This window comes from Mucilaginibacter sp. OAE612, assembly GCF_041806395.1.
In the GTDB taxonomy this organism is placed as follows: domain Bacteria; phylum Bacteroidota; class Bacteroidia; order Sphingobacteriales; family Sphingobacteriaceae; genus Mucilaginibacter; species Mucilaginibacter rubeus.
In genome coordinates this window covers 912137-930498 of sequence record NZ_JBGMUW010000001.1, presented here as the reverse complement: position 1 = coordinate 930498, position 18362 = coordinate 912137, and the positions used below count along the sequence as shown (strand labels likewise).

Genomic DNA, 18362 nt, shown 5'->3' with positions numbered 1-18362 from the left:
ATTATAAATCAACTTGTACGCCGGCAAGGAAGCTCCTTGTTTTTGGATAAAAATTATTGCTGTCTACCCCGATAAACTGGCCGCTTAATTGGTTATCGATGTTCAGGTTCAATTCAGGATCAACGCCTTTGTATTTGGTGATGATAAATAAATTAGTACCGGTAACATACAACCGGATACCATGTACATAATTACCCGGAACATTTATTTTATAAGATAGTGTAGCATTACTTAACCTGATAAAGGCTCCACTTTCAAGATAACGTGTTGAATAATAATAGGCATTAACATCGGTGCCCGGCTCGCTTAATGTTAAAGCTGGTACGCCATGTACCGAAGCCTGGGTAGGCTGGTTAAAGCTGGCTAATGATGCATTCATGATCTTGTTACCGCCCTGTCCCCTGAAAAAGAAGTTAAGGCTGAAGTTTTTATAGGTAAGATCATTACCAAAACCAAATGTGTATGTAGGTTGGGCATTGCCTGCATAAGTCTGATCGGTACTTTGAGGTGTTGTTGTTGGCTGGCCATTAGCACCCATAAAGGTAGATACACCATTGGTGCGGCCAAGGTATTTCAGGGTGTAAAATTCGCCAAGCGGATAACCGGCCTCAATGATTGATGTTTTGATACCGCTTTGTCCTGGACCTTCCGGATCGCCTGCATATATTTTTGAAAGGTTTGGCGCCAGTGCAGTGATCTTATTTTTATTAAATGAGATATTGCCATAGCTGCTCCAGGTAAAATCTTTTGTTTTTATTGGTGTTCCGTTAAGGGCTATCTCAACACCTTTATTGGTCATACTACCTACGTTTTCAACTTTTGTATTTACAAAGTTGTTAATAAGCGACACCGGTACCGTGGTGATCATATCGGTTGTTTTTTTATTGTAGATATCAACCGAACCGCCCAAACGTCCTTTAAATAAGGAAAAATCAACACCGCCGTTTAACGTAGCTGTACTTTCCCATTTCAAATCAGGGTTTGGGTTTTGAGTTACACCAATTGCACCAATATAGGCGTTATTATAATAAAAGCTACCGGTGGTACCATAAAGCGTAAGGGGCGTATAAGGCGAGAAGCCTAATGAGTTACCGGTTTTACCATAGCCAACGCGCAATTTCAAATCATCAAATAAGGATTGAGATTTCATAAAGCCCTCGTCGATAACCCGCCATGCGGCCGAAGCTGCCGGGAAATAACCCCAGCGTTTATTAGTACCAAAGGCGTTTGAACCGTCACGTCGTAAAGATGCCTGTAAAAGGTATTTGCCCCTGTAGCTATAATTAAGACGAGAGTAAAAGGATATCAAACGTAAAGTTTCGACGTTAACGTTACCATAATCAACCCGGTAGTTCCCGGAAGGCGTACCTAAACTAAGATTGTCTGAACCCGTAGCATCCGAAATAAATCCTTGATTGGTTGATTGAAAGCCATTCCCGGTGGTAGTTTGATCTATTGAATAGCCAAACAGGGCTTTAAAATCATGTTTATCGCCCCATTTATGAGCATAGGTCAAATAGTTTTCAAACAACTTTTTGTTATCCTCATAAGTTGAACGGATGGCTTTGCCGTTGAGGCCAGGTGCCAGTTCTGATGCAGAGTTGTAATAGGTATTGTTGTCGGTATTTGTTTCCTGGTAAGCTAAGTTAAAATTGTAAAGCAAGCCTGCAGGCAGTATCAACTCACCGCGTACATTACCCAGCAACAAGTTAACTTTTTGTTTGTAGCTATCGTTAGTAATAAGCCCTACCGGGTTATAACCTAATTTTAAAGTAGGATCGTTGTAAAAAGTACCATCGGCATTGTAAATAGTGCGGGTAGGTAAATACTGTACTATCGATTTAAACAACCCGGGGCTTTGTCCATTTGCCGATGATAGCGGAATATCATTAACTAACAGGTTAGAATTGGTTACCGAATTACTTAGCGAAAAATCCAATTTCAATTTATCATTCAGTGCTTTTTGGGTGATATTAAGCCTGCCTATAACACGCTTCATATCGCTGCTTTTAACTATACCCTGGTTTTGCAGGTAGTTTATGCTTCCGTTATAAGTAGTTTTATCGGTGCCACCGCCAAAAGAAAGGTTATGATTTTGGGAAAATCCGGTGCTGCGTTCAACGGCTTTTTGCCAGTCGGTATTTCCACCGTTGTCATTCGCAGGGGTAAAACTTTGTCCGTTAGCTTTTACATAGGCCCTTAACTGGTCGGCGCTGGCAACTTTAAACTGGTTAGATACTTTTTCAAATGATCCGTATCCGTTATAAGTCATCCTCAACTGGCCTGCTTTTGCCCTTTTAGTAGTAACGATAATTACACCATTGGTAGCCCTGGTTCCGTAAATTGCCGCTGCCGAAGCATCCTTCAACACATCTATCGAAGCAATATCTGATGGAGCCAATAGGTTAAAATCGGCGCCGGGCACGCCGTCAATTACATAAAAAGGCACAGACGCCGCGCCAGCCCTTATTGAAGATGGACCGCGCAGTGTTACCGAAGCTTTACCATTAGGGTTACCATCGTTGGTGATATTTAAACCGGCTACTTTACCTTCCAATAAATCGGCAGGAGTTGCAACAACACCGGCATTAAATTGCTCGGCTTTTACAGTCGCAATAGCGCTGGTCAATTCCTTTTTGGTAGTAGTACCGTAACCAATTACTACAACGGTAGATAACGAGTTTGCCGAAGGCAGTAAAATTACTTTTATAGATGTTTGTTTGCCTACGGCTATTTTTTGAGTTTCAAAGCCTATGTAAGAAAACACCAGTACAGCTTTTTCGTTGGCAACCTGCACCCTGAATTTACCATCTATATCGGTTACCGCACCTGTTGCAAGGCCTTCTATTTTAACAGAAACACCTATTAAGGGCTGGCCTTTATCATCTACTACAGATCCGGTAACGATAACTGGCGGCGGGAGCTCGATCTTCTTCTCAACCGGTGGCTTTGGGGCGGGTTTAACCAGCAAACTTCCTTCAACTTCGGTATAAGTAAACTGGTTATCTAATAAAACTTTTTTCAAAACAGCCTCCAGCTTTTCGTTATGAGCTGTAAGGGTTACTTTAACATCGCTTTCAATGTTATTCCCGGTGTACATGATCCGTACGCCGGTACTGGCCGAAATCCGCTCCAGTGCATCAGCAAGAGGGGTATTTTTTAATTTAACGGTAACTGGCTTTTCCAGCACGCTTTGTCCGTATGAGTTATCAGCCATGGCAATGGTTGACAGGGAACAGACTACTAATAAAATGATCGCATTAATTTTCATAACAAATGTTATGGCTCGAAAGACTCTTTCGGGTATGTTTATTTTCATATTTTTGCTATATTAAAGTGTTATAGGTCAAGCTGGAACGTGCTGCGGTTGTGAGAGGCCCTGTGCATGGTCCATTAAAAAATCTTTACATTTTATTCCTCCAAAACTGGCCCGGCCATTTTGGAGGATCATTTTCTCTTTCCTTGGTTTAACTCATAGCAATTTCATTTTTTTAGGTTGTCAAACATTTATTTGTTTTTATAATTGGTATATCAGGTACATTAATTACAGCCTTTGCCCTTTAACGTATAAGCATCGCCTGCCTTTTTAAAATGGGCATTTATAAGGGCTTCCGTCAGCTTCAATACTTTTTCTAATGGCATATTGTTAAAATCGGCGTATAACGTACAGTTCAGTAAATTTTTGTCGGCCCTGATTGTTACATTATATTTTCGCTGCACATCGGCCAAAACATCAAATAAAGGGGTGTTATGGTATTGCAGCTTGCCCTGCTGCCAGCTGATTACAGACGAAGCATCTCCAATTTTTTCGGTAATCAGTTTTTGGCTGGTTTTATTATATACCATTTGCATATTCGCTGTGAGTAATACAGCTACATGTTTTGAGATCGTTGGAACAACTCCTACTTTTCCGCTTACCACGGTGATCTTAACCGATTTATCTTCGGTATAAGCTTTAACATTAAAGCTGGTACCTAAAACAGTGGTTTTAATTTTACCCGAGTGAATGACAAACGGTTTGCTGCTATCGTGCGCTACTTTAAAGAAAGCCTCGCCTGTAAGTGTAACCTCGCGCATCTTCTCTTTAAACTTATCCGGGTACTTTAAACTACTGCCGGCATTAAGGCAAATGCTCGTTCCATCGGGCAAGGTGATCAGTTTAATTTCGCCGTTTAGAGCCACCGTTTCCTGGTAGTGAACCGGGTTTAACCAGTTGTCCAATTGTTTTCTGAATATATATGCTGCACTGAAAACGGCTGTTACAGATGCGGCTACAGCTATTTTCACCAGCAACCGCCAAATTGGGAATACCTTACGTGCAGGTGGAGGCTTTATTATACGCTGATGGATATTATTAAGTATCTGATCAGATGCCTCTCCACTCAGAGAGACCTTCTTTTCCAGTGCATCCTTACTGAAACCTTCAAGCGCAACAAGATATAATTCCGAAACATCGCCCTTCAGGTATTCAGCAAGCCAGCGCCTGTCTTCTGGAGTTAAGTTCTCAGTATTATAAAGCCTTTCTAAGCGTTTGACAATAGTTTCCACAAGCTGTTTTTATATAAATACGCCAGGAGCTTTAAAACGGGGGGATAGGTTTGTGATATTTTTTAAAAAAATAAAAACTCATAAAATTGAGCCACATTTAATTTTTTTTCACAGCCACATTATTGTCATCAATGTACTGCAGCCCTTGTGTTAACTTACTTAAATACTACCTTTATCATTAATAAATAGCTAAATAATTACCTCTGTATGAAAAATGCCTGGACAGAAAAATGGGACCAACGATATACCGAAGAAGAATTTGCCTATGGTGAACAGCCTAATAATTTTTTACAACAACAACTGTCACTTTTAAAACCAGGCAAAATTCTTTTCCCTGCAGAAGGCGAAGGGCGCAATGCTGTTTTTGCCGCCGGGCTTGGCTGGGCAGTTTCCGCATTCGATATTAGTATTGAGGGTCAAAAGAAAGCCCTGAAACTTGCAGAAAAAAAACAGGTAGCTATTGATTATCGGGTTGGAGAATTGCAGGAACTCAACTATACAGAGGGGCAATTTGACGTGATCGCCTTGATTTATGCGCACTTCCCTGCTAATATCAAATCACTTGTACATCAAACCCTTGATAAATATTTAAATACCGGAGGGCTTATTATTTTTGAAGCTTTTAGTAAAAGCCACCTTAACTACCTTGCAAAAGATGAAAAAATGGGCGGTCCCAGAGATATCGAATCACTATTTTCTTTAGAGGAAATTAAGACAGATTTTAATAATTACGAGATTTTAGAACTTCTGGAAACGGAGATCCATTTAAATGAAGGACCTTATCACAGCGGACAAGGCTCGGTTATCAGGTTTGTTGGAAGAAAGAAACTAGTTGGAGCAATTGTTTAAAATAAATCCCATCATTAATTTGTTCCTATCCAATAACAAACCATTATAACCCCTGCGGTTTTCCATTCAGCCTGGTGTTCTTTGATGTGGTTTTTAACTGCTACAACCGCATGTCCGAGGTATTCCTTAACAGTATGTTTAGAAAGGTTCAATTTCTCGGCAGCCTCTTCATAGGTTTTCCCTTCCAATTTGCAAAGGGTAAATACCTTTTTTCGCTGCGGCGATAATTGGTTAATAGCCTGTTGTAATAAATAATATTGCTCATCCATTAACTGTACGTCGCCGTTATCGGTTTCCATTTCGGCAAAAGGCATGGCGTTAACAACAGCCGTTTCGCGTATCTTTTTGCGGAGATAGGAGATGGATTTATTGAAGCTCAATACAAATAACCAGCCACTTACCGATTGATCGGGGTTAATATCAGCCCGTTTTTCCCATAGGGCAACAAAAATATCCTGCAAAATATCCCGGGCAATATCATCGTCTTTAGTGAGTTTGAATATGTTACGATAAATAGCCTGGTGATACTTTTGATAAAGCATATCAAATGCGCCGATGTCATCATCGTGTAAGCGAAACACTAAATCTTTATCTCCATTTGAATCCATAAAAACTGATAATTATTTATTTATTCTTTAATCAACAGGCAGGAATTATTGTTAAAAGTACAACTATTTTTCAATCAACGAAGCCACGCCATAGCAGCGCCATTAATTATTTATTCAGTAACAGGTAGGAGGCTTATCGCCTTTTGTAAAGCTTGACCCAGACTATAAACTTATTTTTTATAGCCTGGGCTAAACAGGTAACTGGAATGACCAATATATAAAAACGGGCTTAACTACCGCCCATTAAATTACAATTTAACTGTTGCGGGCAGATATTTGGCAATTAAATCCTCATAATAAGGTTTTAACTCCGATACTACCGGCGGTTTCGGGCTTTTCGAATACAGATCGTACGGATTAAATTTATCAACCCATTTAAACATTTCCTGGTCATGCGCATTCAACAAATGGTCATACGCTTTTTCGCGGTGCTGTGAGTAAAATGAGTGATAGCGGATCATGTACAAAGCTTCTTCGGGCAGGTAATCTTTGGTGATATGGTACAGGTACTCATCATGCCCCCATGACATATGCACATTTTCGAGCCCGCATTGATGAGTATAAACGCCATACTTGGTATTGTAACGCTCATCGTAGCTATCAGGATTTGCGGCAAAAAATTCCGGGTAAACTATCTTATCCGAAAACTTGCAGCCTACCGGGAACGTATCGCCCACTACATTCCATTGCGGTTCGCCAAAAAGGCAAAGTACCTTGCCTAAATCATGTATAAAGCCTGTTAATACAAACCAATCCGGATGGCCATCAGCACGGATAGCCTCAGATGTTTGCAATAAATGCTGTAGCTGATCAAGCGAAATATCCGGATCTGATTCATCAACCAGTGTGTTCAGGTATTCCATTGCCGACCACCATGGCATCTCTTTTTTATCAAACTGTAAAAAGTTGGCCTTTTTGGCCAATACGTTACCATAGGTTTGATAAGTATGGTTAAGCCTGTAAAACTCCCGCACCGGGTTATTTTCATCGTCGTTATAAACCCTAAACTCCTCTTTGGCCTTTTCGGTACCTGGTTCCGGGTACCTACTCAATACATCATCTTCCCATACGTCAAGACTCGGCAATGGCGATATCTCTTTTTCAGTTAACTTTTCCATATTGTAAACCTTTTATTAAATATTAAGCACCTTGATATTTATTGCGCTCCAAACCAAATACCACAGAAAAATCCAATTAATTATTGCGGCTTTAAGTTTTACTGGAGCTGCAATTCAATGCTCCGTTTAGTTTTATAATGATTAAATTTTGATAAAAAAAACGGTCCTTTTATATTAACTGCAATATTTATTTACGTAAACGATTAAGTTACACTAACGTTAAAAGCTGCACGCACAACGTTAAAAGCCCTTAAATTGATTTAGCAAGGCTGATTCCTACTGTGAAATGGAATTACCTCTTAAGGATCTTATTTTTACTTGTTCCGGGAATCTGAATGCCTTTAACCGAAGATTTGCTTACCCCGTTAAACACAATCACCGGCAGTGATTTAACCTGTGGTATTTTGAGGCCATTAATAGTCAACCCATCCACATTATCAAACACGCCGGTAGCCCTGAAATCATTTCCCAGGCAACTAAGGGTTACATTTTTAAACGTTACCCCTTCTGCATGGCGCGTGTAAAAGCCCCAGGCTGGCAATTCACCAAACATTGAAAATTCGGGATAATCATGCGGGTTTTCGGGGATCTTCGCCAATGAATCGAGGCTAACACTTGCCACAGCTTTGCTGGCATCTCCATGGTACACTATCTTAATATTTTCGAGGATTACATTTTTAACCGGGTGCCCCGGCAAGCCCGCAATTGACGAAGGAAAGATATTATGGTCCCCTTTAACTAAAGGCCCTTCCATCGGGTAACCTTTATCGGGTTTACCTTTAGGCACATCAACAGTTACATTACTGATACGGATGCCATTGATGCGGCTTACCACGGTATCTTTATTACGATGACCAAGGCGAATAAAGATGGCATTGCCTGTATTAGTGGCACGGATGTCGCTGATATCAATATCTTCCATCACGCCACCATCAACACACTCCAAAGCAATGGCCGACCGGTAGGTATCGTAAATTTTCACATTCTTTATCGTTATCTTTTTAAAACCGCCACGCGAAGCCGTGCCAAATTTGATGCCACTGGCACTTGACCTGGTGGTACAGTTTGCAACATAAATATTTTCACAGCTGCTGTTCCTGTCGCTTGATTTTAGGCAGATGCCATCATCATCGGCATTAAAAAAGCTATTGGTAAGCTTTACATTTTGGCAGTCGACCAAATCAATACCGTCGTTATTCCAATAAGTATTGCTTTCTACTTTTATACTGTCAATAACCAAATCGCGGCATTTGGTGTAATCCTGTACCCATACCAAACCGTTTTTCATGGTTACACCTTTTATCTGCACATCGGTGCAATTGGAAAAATGGATCAGCTTAGGCCGGTTAGGTTCCTCGGGCTGAGTTTGGCCCCATGGGTTTTGCTTTTGCCATAACGAATCTCTTAATTTCCCTGCCTTCAGCATCGCGAAAAGGTCTTTCAGTAATTCTTCACCGTTTCCGTCAATTATCCCTTTACCTGTTATGGCAATATGCTGCAAGCCATTGGCAGCTATCAATGGAGCTGCATGGCCTTCGCCGTAATCAATTCTTTTTGCGCTGCCCAGCAATACAGCATTTTTGGCAAGGTTAAGGGTGACATTTGATTTTAGGCTGATAGCAGCCGTTAGAAACTTTCCGGCAGGAACATATACCGTACCGCCTCCCTGCTCGCTTGCATTATCAATAGCTTTTTGAATGCTGACAGTGTTATTGGTAATACCATCGGCTTTAGCGCCATAATCGGTAATGTTAAATACTTTTTGCTGAGCATAACCCGCAAATGGCGCTATAAGCAACGTTAAAAAATGAAAGATTTTCATTATCAGTTATTATTAAAAGAAAAATTTAAGCAGGTTTATCGCTTATTGAGTTTACGAACAATGAAGCGTTTAATTGTACATTAAACACCTAAACTATTAAACTTTCAATTTAATTGGCGATGGCGGTGTACTTTTTATTTACGTAAACGTTTACGTAGCGCCGGTATCGATAACAATCGTTATTAAACCGGGGATTATTTCATACGCGTTAATATATCAAACAATGCTTTTGGTTTAAATCAATTTTATATCTTTGCCCCTGTCTGCTCCCGTAGTTCAATGGATAGAATTATGGTTTCCGGTACCATCGATATGAGTTCGAATCTCGTCGGGAGCACAAAAGAGACTTGCAAGTTTCAAGTCTCTTTTTGTTTCATCTATTCATTTCCGCATACCTTTTCCTAAACGCCGTAGGGTTCTCCCTTTTATACTTTTTAAAAATCCTATTCAGGTGGCTTTCATCGGTAAAACCAAACTCATAGGCTATTTCGCTCATGCGTTTATCGGTGTATTGCAGGCGGGTTTCTATCAATTTCAGCTTATAGCTGGTAATGTACTGCTGTAAGCTTTCGCCGGTGGTTTTCTTAAAATATTCGCTGATGTAGTTTGGCGAAAAGTTAAATGAGGAGGCTATACACTCGGCCTTGAGGCGGTCGGGCTGGTAAATATATTCGTGGATATAGTTAAGTAGCGGCAACGTAGTTGTTGAAGGCTGTTTTAAAATATTGGCATGCTGCTGTAGCGTGATATTGCGGGCGGCAATGGTTATAATGGTATTCATCAATTGCTCAACTACCTCATTATGCTGAGGAAACTCGTTTGATGTTTCTCGTTGTAAAGCCTCTATCAGCGCCCTTACCAGCGGCTTATCGGTAACAGTTTTCAAAATACAACCAGGCAAATGGTTATGGTTATGAAAAATGTATTCCATTTTTTTAACCCACTTTTCGCTTTGTGTTTTCAGGTAGCTATCAGTAAAGCGGATGAAGTAAAAGCGGGTTAGCTCGTGCACCTCAAAGCCGTGGTGATCTTCCGGAAAAATCAAAAAGAACTTATCCGAGGCATAAGGCAGTTCATGCCCGTTAATGATCTGGATCCCCTTACCTTCCAGCGTAAATACCATTTCAAAAAAAGTATTGCGGTGCGGTTTGGCTGTGTACTGGTTTGTTTCGAGCAACTCCAGTTCATAAGGCCTGTACAGGTTCTTGGTTTCCATACCCGTAAAGTTACAGATCATCCCCCTGAATGTACAAGGCGCAGGCACCGATTATACAGAACTTTGACTTATCAAAACAAACACATCATGAACGATTTAACATTTGTAATACTAAGACTGGCCGTCGGAGCCAGTATGTTTGGTCACGGCCTGGTCCGCTTACCTAAACTAAATGGTTTCAGCCAATGGATGGTTGGCACTTTTGAAAAGTCAATGCTGCCCAAAGCTATGGTAACACCCTTTAGTTACCTGTTACCAATTGCCGAATTTATTATAGGTATATTGCTTTTATCGGGCTTATTTACTAAACCTGCTTTAATTGGCGGCAGTCTGGTAATGATCCTGTTAATATTTGGCAGCTGTTTGATCGAGAACTGGGAGATCCTTCCTTCACAGCTGATCCATGCTGCTTTCTTCGCCGTACTGCTTCAGTTTTCGGCTAACAATACCTATTCATTAGATAACCTTTTCTTTAATAAATAAGATCATGAGCTCAAGAAGAGATTTTGTAAAACAAGGCGGACTTTTAGGGTTGGCCGGCCTTGTGGGCAGTAATTTGGCATCGGCTAAACAAAACACACCGGTAAATAACTTTAATACCTCAAAATGGGCCGATGGTTCAAGGCTGGTGGTTTCTATATCCATGCAGTTTGAGGCCGGTGGTCAGCCGGATAATGCCGAGAGCCCGTTTCCGCAGAATATGCAAAAAGGCTATATCGATCTGCCCGGTGCAACCTGGTTTCAATACGGTTATAAAGAAGGGATTCCCCGTATGCTGGATAACTGGGATAAACTGGGCATTAAAGTAACGTCGCACATGGTTGGTTCGGCTGTACTTAAAAACCCCTCCTTAGCTAAAGAAATTGTGGACCGTGGACACGAAGCTGCAGCACATGGCATGAATTGGGCCACGCAATACACCATGCCCTATGAACAGGAAAAGCAGTTTATAAAAGATAGCGCCGATGCCATTAAAAAAGTAACCGGTTTTACTCCGGTAGGCTACAACGCCAATTGGCTGCGCCGCGGCGAAAACACGCTGAAAATATTACAGGAACTTGGTTTTGTATACCATATTGACGATTTGAGCCGCGATGAGCCTTTTATCATCCCCATAAATCAAAAAGATTTTGTGGTGGTACCTTATACCATCCGCAACAACGATATTGTGCTGATTGAAGGCAAAAATTTCTCGACAGATCAATTCCTCACACAGGTAAAAATGGAGTTCGACCAGCTTTATGCCGAGGCTGAATTTAAACGCCGCCAAATGTCAATCAGTTTCCACGACCGTATTGGCGGTACCCCGCAAATGGTTAAGGCCTCCAATGAGTTGATCAAATACATACAACAGCACAAAGGCGTAAGCTTTAAACGAAAAGATGAAATCGCTAAAATGGCTTTGGAGGATAAGACGACGATAAGGGAGAGTTAAGGACAATATATAACCATGTCATTGCGAGCGCAGCATGGCTATCGCACGGAAGCATATCGGCCCTGTATAGCATGCGATTGCCACGTCGCACCCGAGCTCTTTCCCATTCCGCTCCTCAATGACATGGTTTTATTAAGCGTTTAATTATATTCTAATTCTCCTTCATACCCGGATATTGGTCAAAAAGAGCTTTTAGCTTTTGAGCCATTTCAGGGTATTCATTTATAACATTGGTACGTTCGCTGGGGTCATAAGCCAGGTTAAACAGTTCGGTTTTTGCAGGTAGCGGCGAACCTGCTACGCCACCAACATTGTTATTTGCCTTTACTTCACGATACTTCCAGTCGCCAAGGCGCACAGCCTCGCAAACGCTGTTGTTATAATAGTAAATAGGTCTGTGTTCGGGATGTTTAGGCACTTTGCCAGTTAATACATCAGCTATCGACTGCCCATCCAAGGTACGGCCTTTCGGCAGCGGGGCACCAGTCCAATTGGCAAGTGTAGGCAACACATCCAGGTTACTCATCATGCTGGTGATGCTTGCGCCAACCGGAGTATGATTTTTCCAGTAAACAATGAATGGCTCACGTACCCCGCCTTCATATGTTAATCCCTTGCTGCCGCGAAATACACCGGCGGTACCTGCATCCCAATGTTTAGTGGCACTATCGCCAAGCATCCGGTCAGGAAAATCTACCCATGGACCATTATCGCTCGAAAACATGAATATTGTATTATCAGCCAGTCCCTGCTTTTCAAGCTCTGCCCAAACCTGGCCAAGGCTTTCATCAAGCTGTTCAACTACATCACCTAAATGACCGCCATCGCTTCTGTTTTTATTTTTCGCCGATGATGCAAAGGCTACCGGTAAATGCGGCATATTATGAGCCAGGTACAAAAAGAAGGGTTTATCATTCTTTTTTTGTTCCTTAATAAAATGGATGGTTTCCCGTTGATACAACTCTATCAGCGATGAATCGGCAGGTTTTAAGATCTCGGGCTTATGGTTTCGGAATACTTTAATTGTGGTATCCGTTTTCACATAAGGCGACCGATAATCGTGACTATACAGCAAGCCATAATACGAATCAAAACCCTGCGCCATAGGGTGGTTATAAGCCGCATGATCGCCAAGGTGCCATTTACCAATCATGGCAGTTTTATAGCCAATTTGTTTCAGCATTTCGGCAATGGTAATTTCCTGATCGGGGATACCAAGCTTTGAACCGGGGCCTATCGGTGCCGGCAGGTTCATCCTTGAAGCATAACGCCCCGTAAGTAATGAAGCCCTTGATGGCGTACAGGTTGGGCTGCTCACTACATAATTGGTTGCCCTCACCCCTTTTTGCGCCATCTTATCTAAAAATGGCGTGCGGATCACCGGGTTACCATAACAACTCAAATCAGAGTACCCCATATCATCGGCCAGTACAAAAATAATATTGGGCAATTGCTTTTTCTGTGCCAAAGCCGGTGCAATTAAAAATATAAAAACCAAAAGGAAAAGGCCTTTGCAGGTTAATTGGGTATAATGTTTCATTACCGGGTGAAAATAGTTTTTTATAGCGGATGACCGTTAAAGATATCTTAACTTTTACAATGGGGATTAACAACTACTGCTTACCAGCCTTCCTCAACATTTCCCTATGCTCCTTGCCCCATTTTATCATCTCCAAAATGATGCCGCCAAAACTCCGGCAGTACTCTGTCGATTCGTACTCAATTAAAACCGGCGAAGTTGGGGTCACCGTACGTTTAACAAGTTTGTTCATCTCCATGGTTTTCAGCTCGCGCGATAACATGCGCGTGGTGATGCCGGGGATGCTCCGCTCAATTTCTCTGAAACGTTTGTTTCCGTTGCAAATAGAATTAATGATTGGCAGCGTCCATTTACCGCCAATAACATACATGGTGTCTTGTAAAGCCTGCCGCTCATCGGCATGATTACGTTGGTATGACGTTATTCCCTCTTCCATACTGGTATACTCTGTGTAACTGGTTACAAAATTATACCAATTATAACATACTTTTGCATCAAAAAATAAAATACCATGTCAAAAACAGTTTTTATAACCGGAACAAGCAGCGGACTGGGCAAATTAACCGCTAAACATTTTGCACAACAAGGCTGGAATGTAGCCGCCACCATGCGTACACCCGAAAAGGAAACCGAACTAACACAATATCCTAATATCAAAATATTTAAACTGGATGTAACCAACCTTGAACAGGTAAAAACAGCAACAGAACAAGCGATAGCCGCTTTCGGTAAAATTGATGTTGTGGTGAACAATGCAGGTATGGGTACTTACGGTGCACTGGAACTTGCCAAAGAAGAAGATATCGACTGGCAGTTTGCGGTAAATGCCCGCGGTCCTATTAATATCATCCGTGCCTTCCTGCCTCATTTCAGGGAAAACGAAGGAGGTATGTTCATCAACATCAGCTCTTTTATGGGTATCACTTCGGCCGTACCACTTGGCTCACTGTACAACATGTCGAAATTTGCATTAGAAGGCCTTACAGAAGGACTATATTACGAACTAAAACCGCTTAATATTCATTTAAGACTGATAGAGCAAGGCGGATCAAAAGGAAACAACTTTGTTGAAAGCGTAGTTTGGAACCAAAACCCGGATATAACTGCGTACGATGAACTTACCAACAAACTGCAAAACCTGATGGGCTCACGTGATGAATCGCAGCTGGATGATCCGATGTTGATTGTTAATGCTATTGATGATCTTGCCACCGGCAAAAACAACAAGTTCCGTACGGTGATAGGTGATATGGGCAACATGCTAATGAACATGCGCAGCTCGATGCCTATTGAGGAATATATGGATAAGATGAGCAGCTTCTTTTAACCGTGATTTGTAGGATTTTGGGATTGCCCTGATAAAACGAGCTAATGAACCCGCTCGCATATTGGGGCAATTATTATTATCAACATTAAGAGCTTATAGTTTACTAATCGGTTTCTTGTAACAGACTTATACAATCATCATATAATTCATAAGTCGCATCGGGTGCTCGATCTTTTATTACCTGGCGGGCTATAAATTCAATTACCTGATGCCGGTTATTAGTAGGTATCCCTGTTTTTTCAAACCAACTTTCCGTTGTCGGAATATATACTAATGCAACGTGCCTGCCGGCAGCTAACTCGTACAGAAACTGCAACTTAATATCTCCATCCCTATAAATAACGTACCCTTCACGACCGTTATCAATATATTCTAACTGTTTAGATACCATATCATTTATTATTCTTTCTCTATCTACTAATATAACTTCTTTATCCGATACCTGACGACCAAAACCTGTAGCTCGACCTTTTCAACAAAGCAACTTGAGCTTTTTAACAAAACGCCGCGCCGCCTTTCAACCTAACTTTGTGTTATCAAAAAGAAAGATAACACTATGAAAAAAGTATGGTTTATAACAGGCAGCGCCCGCGGATTAGGCCGCAGCCTTACAGAAGCAGTTTTAGCAGCAGGCGATAATGTTGCAGCAACAGCACGTAACCCCGAACAATTGAAAAATCTGGCTGATCAATATCCCGGTCAGGTATATCCGATAAAATTAGATGTTACCGATTACCCGGCAGTATATAAAGCCGTTGCCGACGCGGTAGCCCACTTTGGCAAAATTGATGTATTGGTAAACAATGCCGGTTTCGGGATCATTGGTGCAGCCGAAGCGTTTACTGATGAGCAGGTACGCAGTCAACTGGAAACGAATTTATATGCCCCCATCGAGATCACCCGTGCGGTTTTGCCCTATATGCGCAAGCAACGCTCGGGCCGTATTTTGCAGATTAGCTCGGTTGGTGGTCGCGTTGGCAATGCAGGTTTAAGCATGTACCAGGCAGCTAAGTTTGGTCTTAGCGGCTTCACTGAAGCTTTAGCTAAAGAAGTAAAGCCACTTGGCATACTGGTTACCAGCGTTGAGCCGGGAGGTTTCCGTACCGATTGGGCTGGTGATTCCATGAGCTATGCACCAAAGGTTGAAGGCTATGAACAAACGGTTGACGCGCGTGCCGATTATTTATCGAGCGGTAAATTTATTCCTGTGGGCGACCCCAAAAAAGCAGCGAAAGCAATGGTTGATATAGTTGAACATCCGGAGCCTCCTATACACCTTATATTAGGCAGTGAAGCCGCCGGCTTATTAAAAGCAGCCGACGAAGCACGCAAGGCCGAATTTGAAAAATGGCTCCCTGTTACAACTTCAACTGATCATGCCGAAGCGGAAGATTTTCTGAATACAGAATTTGGGAAATCAATAACCGCTCAAAAAGCATAATATAATTTCGGTTGTGGGGACATGTTCCCCGGGATATATCAGACTTACGAAGCTCTTGAAACTTCGTAAGTCTTTCTTTATTATTAAATTTGAACAACATGCCTGTGCCAAATACAAAAACGTCGCCGCGGATACTTTATTCCTGTTACTCGCAAGTAAGCCGAGCTGGCGAGCAATTTATTGCCGACCATGTATTCGGCTATATCCTCTCCGGCGATTCGGAGCTTTATGTCAACGGTAAAAACTATTACTTTAAACAAGGCGATTACCGTTTTCTGAAGCGGAACGAATTGGCTAAATTTGTAAAGCATCCACCCGCAGGCGGCGAATTTAAAACCATCACTATTGGTATGGATCAGACTACCCTGCAAAGTATGAGTGCCGAACTTGATTTGCATGCAGATGGCCAGTATTCAGGCGAAAGCGCTTTGTTTCTGAGACCAAACGAGCTTTTCAACAATTACATTACATCGTTAAGTCCTTATATGGATAAAACCGGCGACGAAATTAGCCCGGCACTTACCCTGCACAAGGTTAAGGAAGCTGTAATGATTTTGCTGGAAACAAACCCCGAACTCAAAAATATCCTCTTTGATTTCAGTGAACCCGGCAAAATAGACCTGGAGGCTTTCATGACTCAAAACTATCGTTTTAATGTAGACTTGAACCGCTTTGCTTACTTAACCGGCCGCAGCCTGGCTACTTTTAAGCGTGATTTTGAACGGATCTTTAATATATCACCCAACCGGTGGATCCAGCAGCAACGATTAAAGGATGCCTACTTCCTGATCAAAGAAAAGAAGCACAAAGTATCGGACGTGTACATGGATGTGGGCTTTAAAGATCTCTCCCACTTTTCCTTCGCCTTTAAAAAAGCTTATGGGGTAGCGCCGTCGGCGGTGTAGCCGCTGGGGGAGAGTCAAGAAATCAAGAAAATAGAGTCAAGACAGCAAGAGTCAAGAGACAAGAAAAAACAGAAGCGAGAAGTCAAGACTTAAGAATCAGGACGAGAAATAGAGTCAAGAAATCATGAGTCAAGAGTTAAGACATAAAAAGAGCCAGAAATGGATTAGATCTCATTCCTGGCTCTTGTATCTTATTGTCTTAACTCTAAATTTTGTCTTGACTCTAAATTCTTAATTCCTGACTCTTGCCGTCTTGGGTCTATTCCCTAAACGTTAAACCTGAAGTGCATAATGTCTCCGTCCTGCACAATATAGGTTTTACCTTCAACGCCCAGCTTGCCGTTCTCTTTGATGACAGCTTCAGAGCCGTTGAATTTCACAAAATCTTCGTATTTAATTACTTCGGCACGGATAAAGCCTTTTTCAAAATCGGTATGGATCACACCCGCCGCCTGTGGCGCGGTGAAACCCTGAGTAATAGTCCAGGCACGAACTTCCTGCACACCGGCAGTAAAGTAGGTAGCCAGGTTTAATAGCCTGTATGCCGCTTTAATCAGTTTGTTAACACCTGATTCGGCAAGACCCAGATCATCCAAAAACATCTGGCGCTCTTCATAGGTTTCCAGTTGTGAAATTTCAGATTCAATCTGAGCTGAAATGATCAGCACTTCGGCATTTTCATCTTTAACGGCTGCTTTTACTTTTTCAACATGAGCATTACCGGTACTTACCGAACCTTCATCAACATTACAAACATATAATACCGGTTTGGCGGTAAGCAGCCAAAGGTCGGCTACATATTCTTTATCTTCTTCCTCAACAGGTGCAGTACGGGCCGACTTACCTTCCAGCAGGTGATTTTTATAAACGGTTAAAACATCAAAGGTTTTTTTAGCCTCTTTGTCGCCGCCGGTTTTGGCCATCTTTTCAACTTTCTGGATCTTTTTCTCAATAGATTCAAGGTCCTTTAGCTGCAGTTCAGTATCAATGATTTCTTTGTCGCGGATTGGGTCAACCGAGCCATCAACATGGATCACATTATCGTTATCAAAGCAACGTAATACGTGGATGATAGCATTGGTAGCGCGAATATTGGCCAAAAACTGGTTACCTAAACCTTCGCCTTTGCTGGCCCCTTTAACCAGGCCGGCAATATCAACTATCTCTATAACGTTTGGTACAATTGATTTTGGCTGTACTATTTCGGTAAGCTTTGTTAAGCGCTCGTCCGGCACTGTAATTACACCCACGTTTGGCTCAATAGTACAAAACGGAAAGTTAGCCGCTTGTGCCTTAGCGTTTGATAAGCAATTAAAAAGTGTCGATTTGCCCACATTCGGCAAACCTACTATACCACATTGTAAACCCATTTTTGTGTTTTTAGTTGATTGGGTGAATGGTTGATTGGGTTGATTAAGTTTTGATTTCGGTAAACTACTCAACCATTTAACCTAATAAACCACTCACTTTAAAAAGCGCAAAGATAACAGAAAATTTTGCCTTATAATTTGAAAAAATAAACGACTTTTGCGCTCGGAAAAAAGAAGCTAAAT

Annotated in this window: 16 protein-coding genes and 1 tRNA gene; 7 read left to right on the top strand and 10 right to left on the bottom strand. The window is 41.7% G+C overall.

What is annotated here, in order from left to right; all coding sequences use genetic code 11:
* Window position 1 precedes the first annotated feature (1 nt).
* Complete coding sequence (locus ABID99_RS03975; protein WP_373612931.1) at window positions 2-3271, bottom strand: SusC/RagA family TonB-linked outer membrane protein; 3270 nt, start codon at window positions 3269-3271, stop codon at window positions 2-4.
* 269 nt (window positions 3272-3540) lie between these two features.
* On the bottom strand, window positions 3541-4548 hold the full coding sequence (locus tag ABID99_RS03970) for a FecR family protein (RefSeq protein ID WP_373612930.1): 1008 nt from the start codon (window positions 4546-4548) through the stop codon (window positions 3541-3543).
* 207 nt (window positions 4549-4755) lie between these two features.
* On the opposite strand from ABID99_RS03970, the gene ABID99_RS03965 reads away from it, so the two are divergent.
* Complete coding sequence (locus ABID99_RS03965; protein ID WP_373612928.1) at window positions 4756-5397, top strand: class I SAM-dependent methyltransferase; 642 nt, start codon at window positions 4756-4758, stop codon at window positions 5395-5397.
* Window positions 5398-5411: 14 nt separating this feature from the next.
* Here ABID99_RS03965 and ABID99_RS03960 read toward each other — a convergent pair whose 3' ends face one another.
* From ABID99_RS03960 to ABID99_RS03950, 3 genes are all read right to left on the bottom strand, one after another.
* On the bottom strand, window positions 5412-6005 hold the full coding sequence (locus ABID99_RS03960) for a sigma-70 family RNA polymerase sigma factor (RefSeq protein ID WP_354486299.1): 594 nt from the start codon (window positions 6003-6005) through the stop codon (window positions 5412-5414).
* A 248-nt stretch (window positions 6006-6253) separates the two neighbouring features.
* Window positions 6254-7123, bottom strand: a complete 870-nt coding sequence (locus tag ABID99_RS03955; RefSeq protein WP_090527975.1) for an inositol oxygenase family protein — start codon at window positions 7121-7123, stop codon at window positions 6254-6256.
* Window positions 7124-7415: 292 nt separating this feature from the next.
* Entirely contained in the window at window positions 7416-8945 is a 1530-nt protein-coding gene (locus ABID99_RS03950; RefSeq protein ID WP_373612927.1) for a glycoside hydrolase family 28 protein, read from the bottom strand.
* A 265-nt stretch (window positions 8946-9210) separates the two neighbouring features.
* Between ABID99_RS03950 and ABID99_RS03945 the strand changes: the two genes are divergently transcribed.
* Window positions 9211-9282, top strand: a tRNA-Arg gene (locus ABID99_RS03945).
* Window positions 9283-9318: 36 nt separating this feature from the next.
* Here ABID99_RS03945 and ABID99_RS03940 read toward each other — a convergent pair.
* On the bottom strand, window positions 9319-10161 hold the full coding sequence (locus tag ABID99_RS03940) for an AraC family transcriptional regulator (protein ID WP_090527982.1): 843 nt from the start codon (window positions 10159-10161) through the stop codon (window positions 9319-9321).
* A gap of 87 nt (window positions 10162-10248) precedes the next feature.
* Between ABID99_RS03940 and ABID99_RS03935 the strand changes: the two genes are divergently transcribed.
* Both ABID99_RS03935 and ABID99_RS03930 read left to right on the top strand, forming a co-directional pair.
* Complete coding sequence (locus ABID99_RS03935; RefSeq protein WP_090527985.1) at window positions 10249-10644, top strand: DoxX family protein; 396 nt, start codon at window positions 10249-10251, stop codon at window positions 10642-10644.
* 4 nt (window positions 10645-10648) lie between these two features.
* Window positions 10649-11596 carry a polysaccharide deacetylase family protein gene (locus ABID99_RS03930; protein WP_373612926.1) on the top strand — a complete coding sequence of 316 codons (948 nt, stop codon included), beginning with the start codon at window positions 10649-10651 and terminating at the stop codon, window positions 11594-11596.
* Window positions 11597-11747: 151 nt separating this feature from the next.
* Here the strand turns inward: ABID99_RS03930 and ABID99_RS03925 are convergent, their stop codons facing one another.
* Together ABID99_RS03925 and ABID99_RS03920 are read right to left on the bottom strand one after the other, a co-directional pair.
* Window positions 11748-13136 carry a sulfatase gene (locus ABID99_RS03925; RefSeq protein WP_373612924.1) on the bottom strand — a complete coding sequence of 463 codons (1389 nt, stop codon included), beginning with the start codon at window positions 13134-13136 and terminating at the stop codon, window positions 11748-11750.
* A gap of 73 nt (window positions 13137-13209) precedes the next feature.
* Complete coding sequence (locus ABID99_RS03920; RefSeq protein WP_090527994.1) at window positions 13210-13572, bottom strand: helix-turn-helix domain-containing protein; 363 nt, start codon at window positions 13570-13572, stop codon at window positions 13210-13212.
* Window positions 13573-13647: 75 nt separating this feature from the next.
* Here ABID99_RS03920 and ABID99_RS03915 point away from each other — a divergent pair, with 75 nt between their 5' ends.
* Window positions 13648-14463 carry an SDR family oxidoreductase gene (locus ABID99_RS03915; RefSeq protein WP_090527996.1) on the top strand — a complete coding sequence of 272 codons (816 nt, stop codon included), beginning with the start codon at window positions 13648-13650 and terminating at the stop codon, window positions 14461-14463.
* 103 nt (window positions 14464-14566) lie between these two features.
* Here the strand turns inward: ABID99_RS03915 and ABID99_RS03910 are convergent, their stop codons facing one another.
* Window positions 14567-14854: a hypothetical protein gene (locus ABID99_RS03910; RefSeq protein WP_090527999.1), complete on the bottom strand. Its 288-nt coding sequence runs from the start codon at window positions 14852-14854 to the stop codon at window positions 14567-14569.
* 165 nt (window positions 14855-15019) lie between these two features.
* Here ABID99_RS03910 and ABID99_RS03905 point away from each other — a divergent pair, with 165 nt between their 5' ends.
* Entirely contained in the window at window positions 15020-15904 is an 885-nt protein-coding gene (locus ABID99_RS03905; protein WP_090528002.1) for an oxidoreductase, read from the top strand.
* A 98-nt stretch (window positions 15905-16002) separates the two neighbouring features.
* Window positions 16003-16809 carry an AraC family transcriptional regulator gene (locus ABID99_RS03900; protein WP_090528005.1) on the top strand — a complete coding sequence of 269 codons (807 nt, stop codon included), beginning with the start codon at window positions 16003-16005 and terminating at the stop codon, window positions 16807-16809.
* A 266-nt stretch (window positions 16810-17075) separates the two neighbouring features.
* On the opposite strand, the gene ychF is transcribed toward ABID99_RS03900, so the two are convergent.
* The gene (ychF, locus tag ABID99_RS03895) at window positions 17076-18179 is read right to left on the bottom strand and encodes a redox-regulated ATPase YchF (protein WP_373612923.1); all 1104 of its coding nucleotides are present in this window, start codon (window positions 18177-18179) and stop codon (window positions 17076-17078) included.
* Window positions 18180-18362 lie beyond the last annotated feature (183 nt).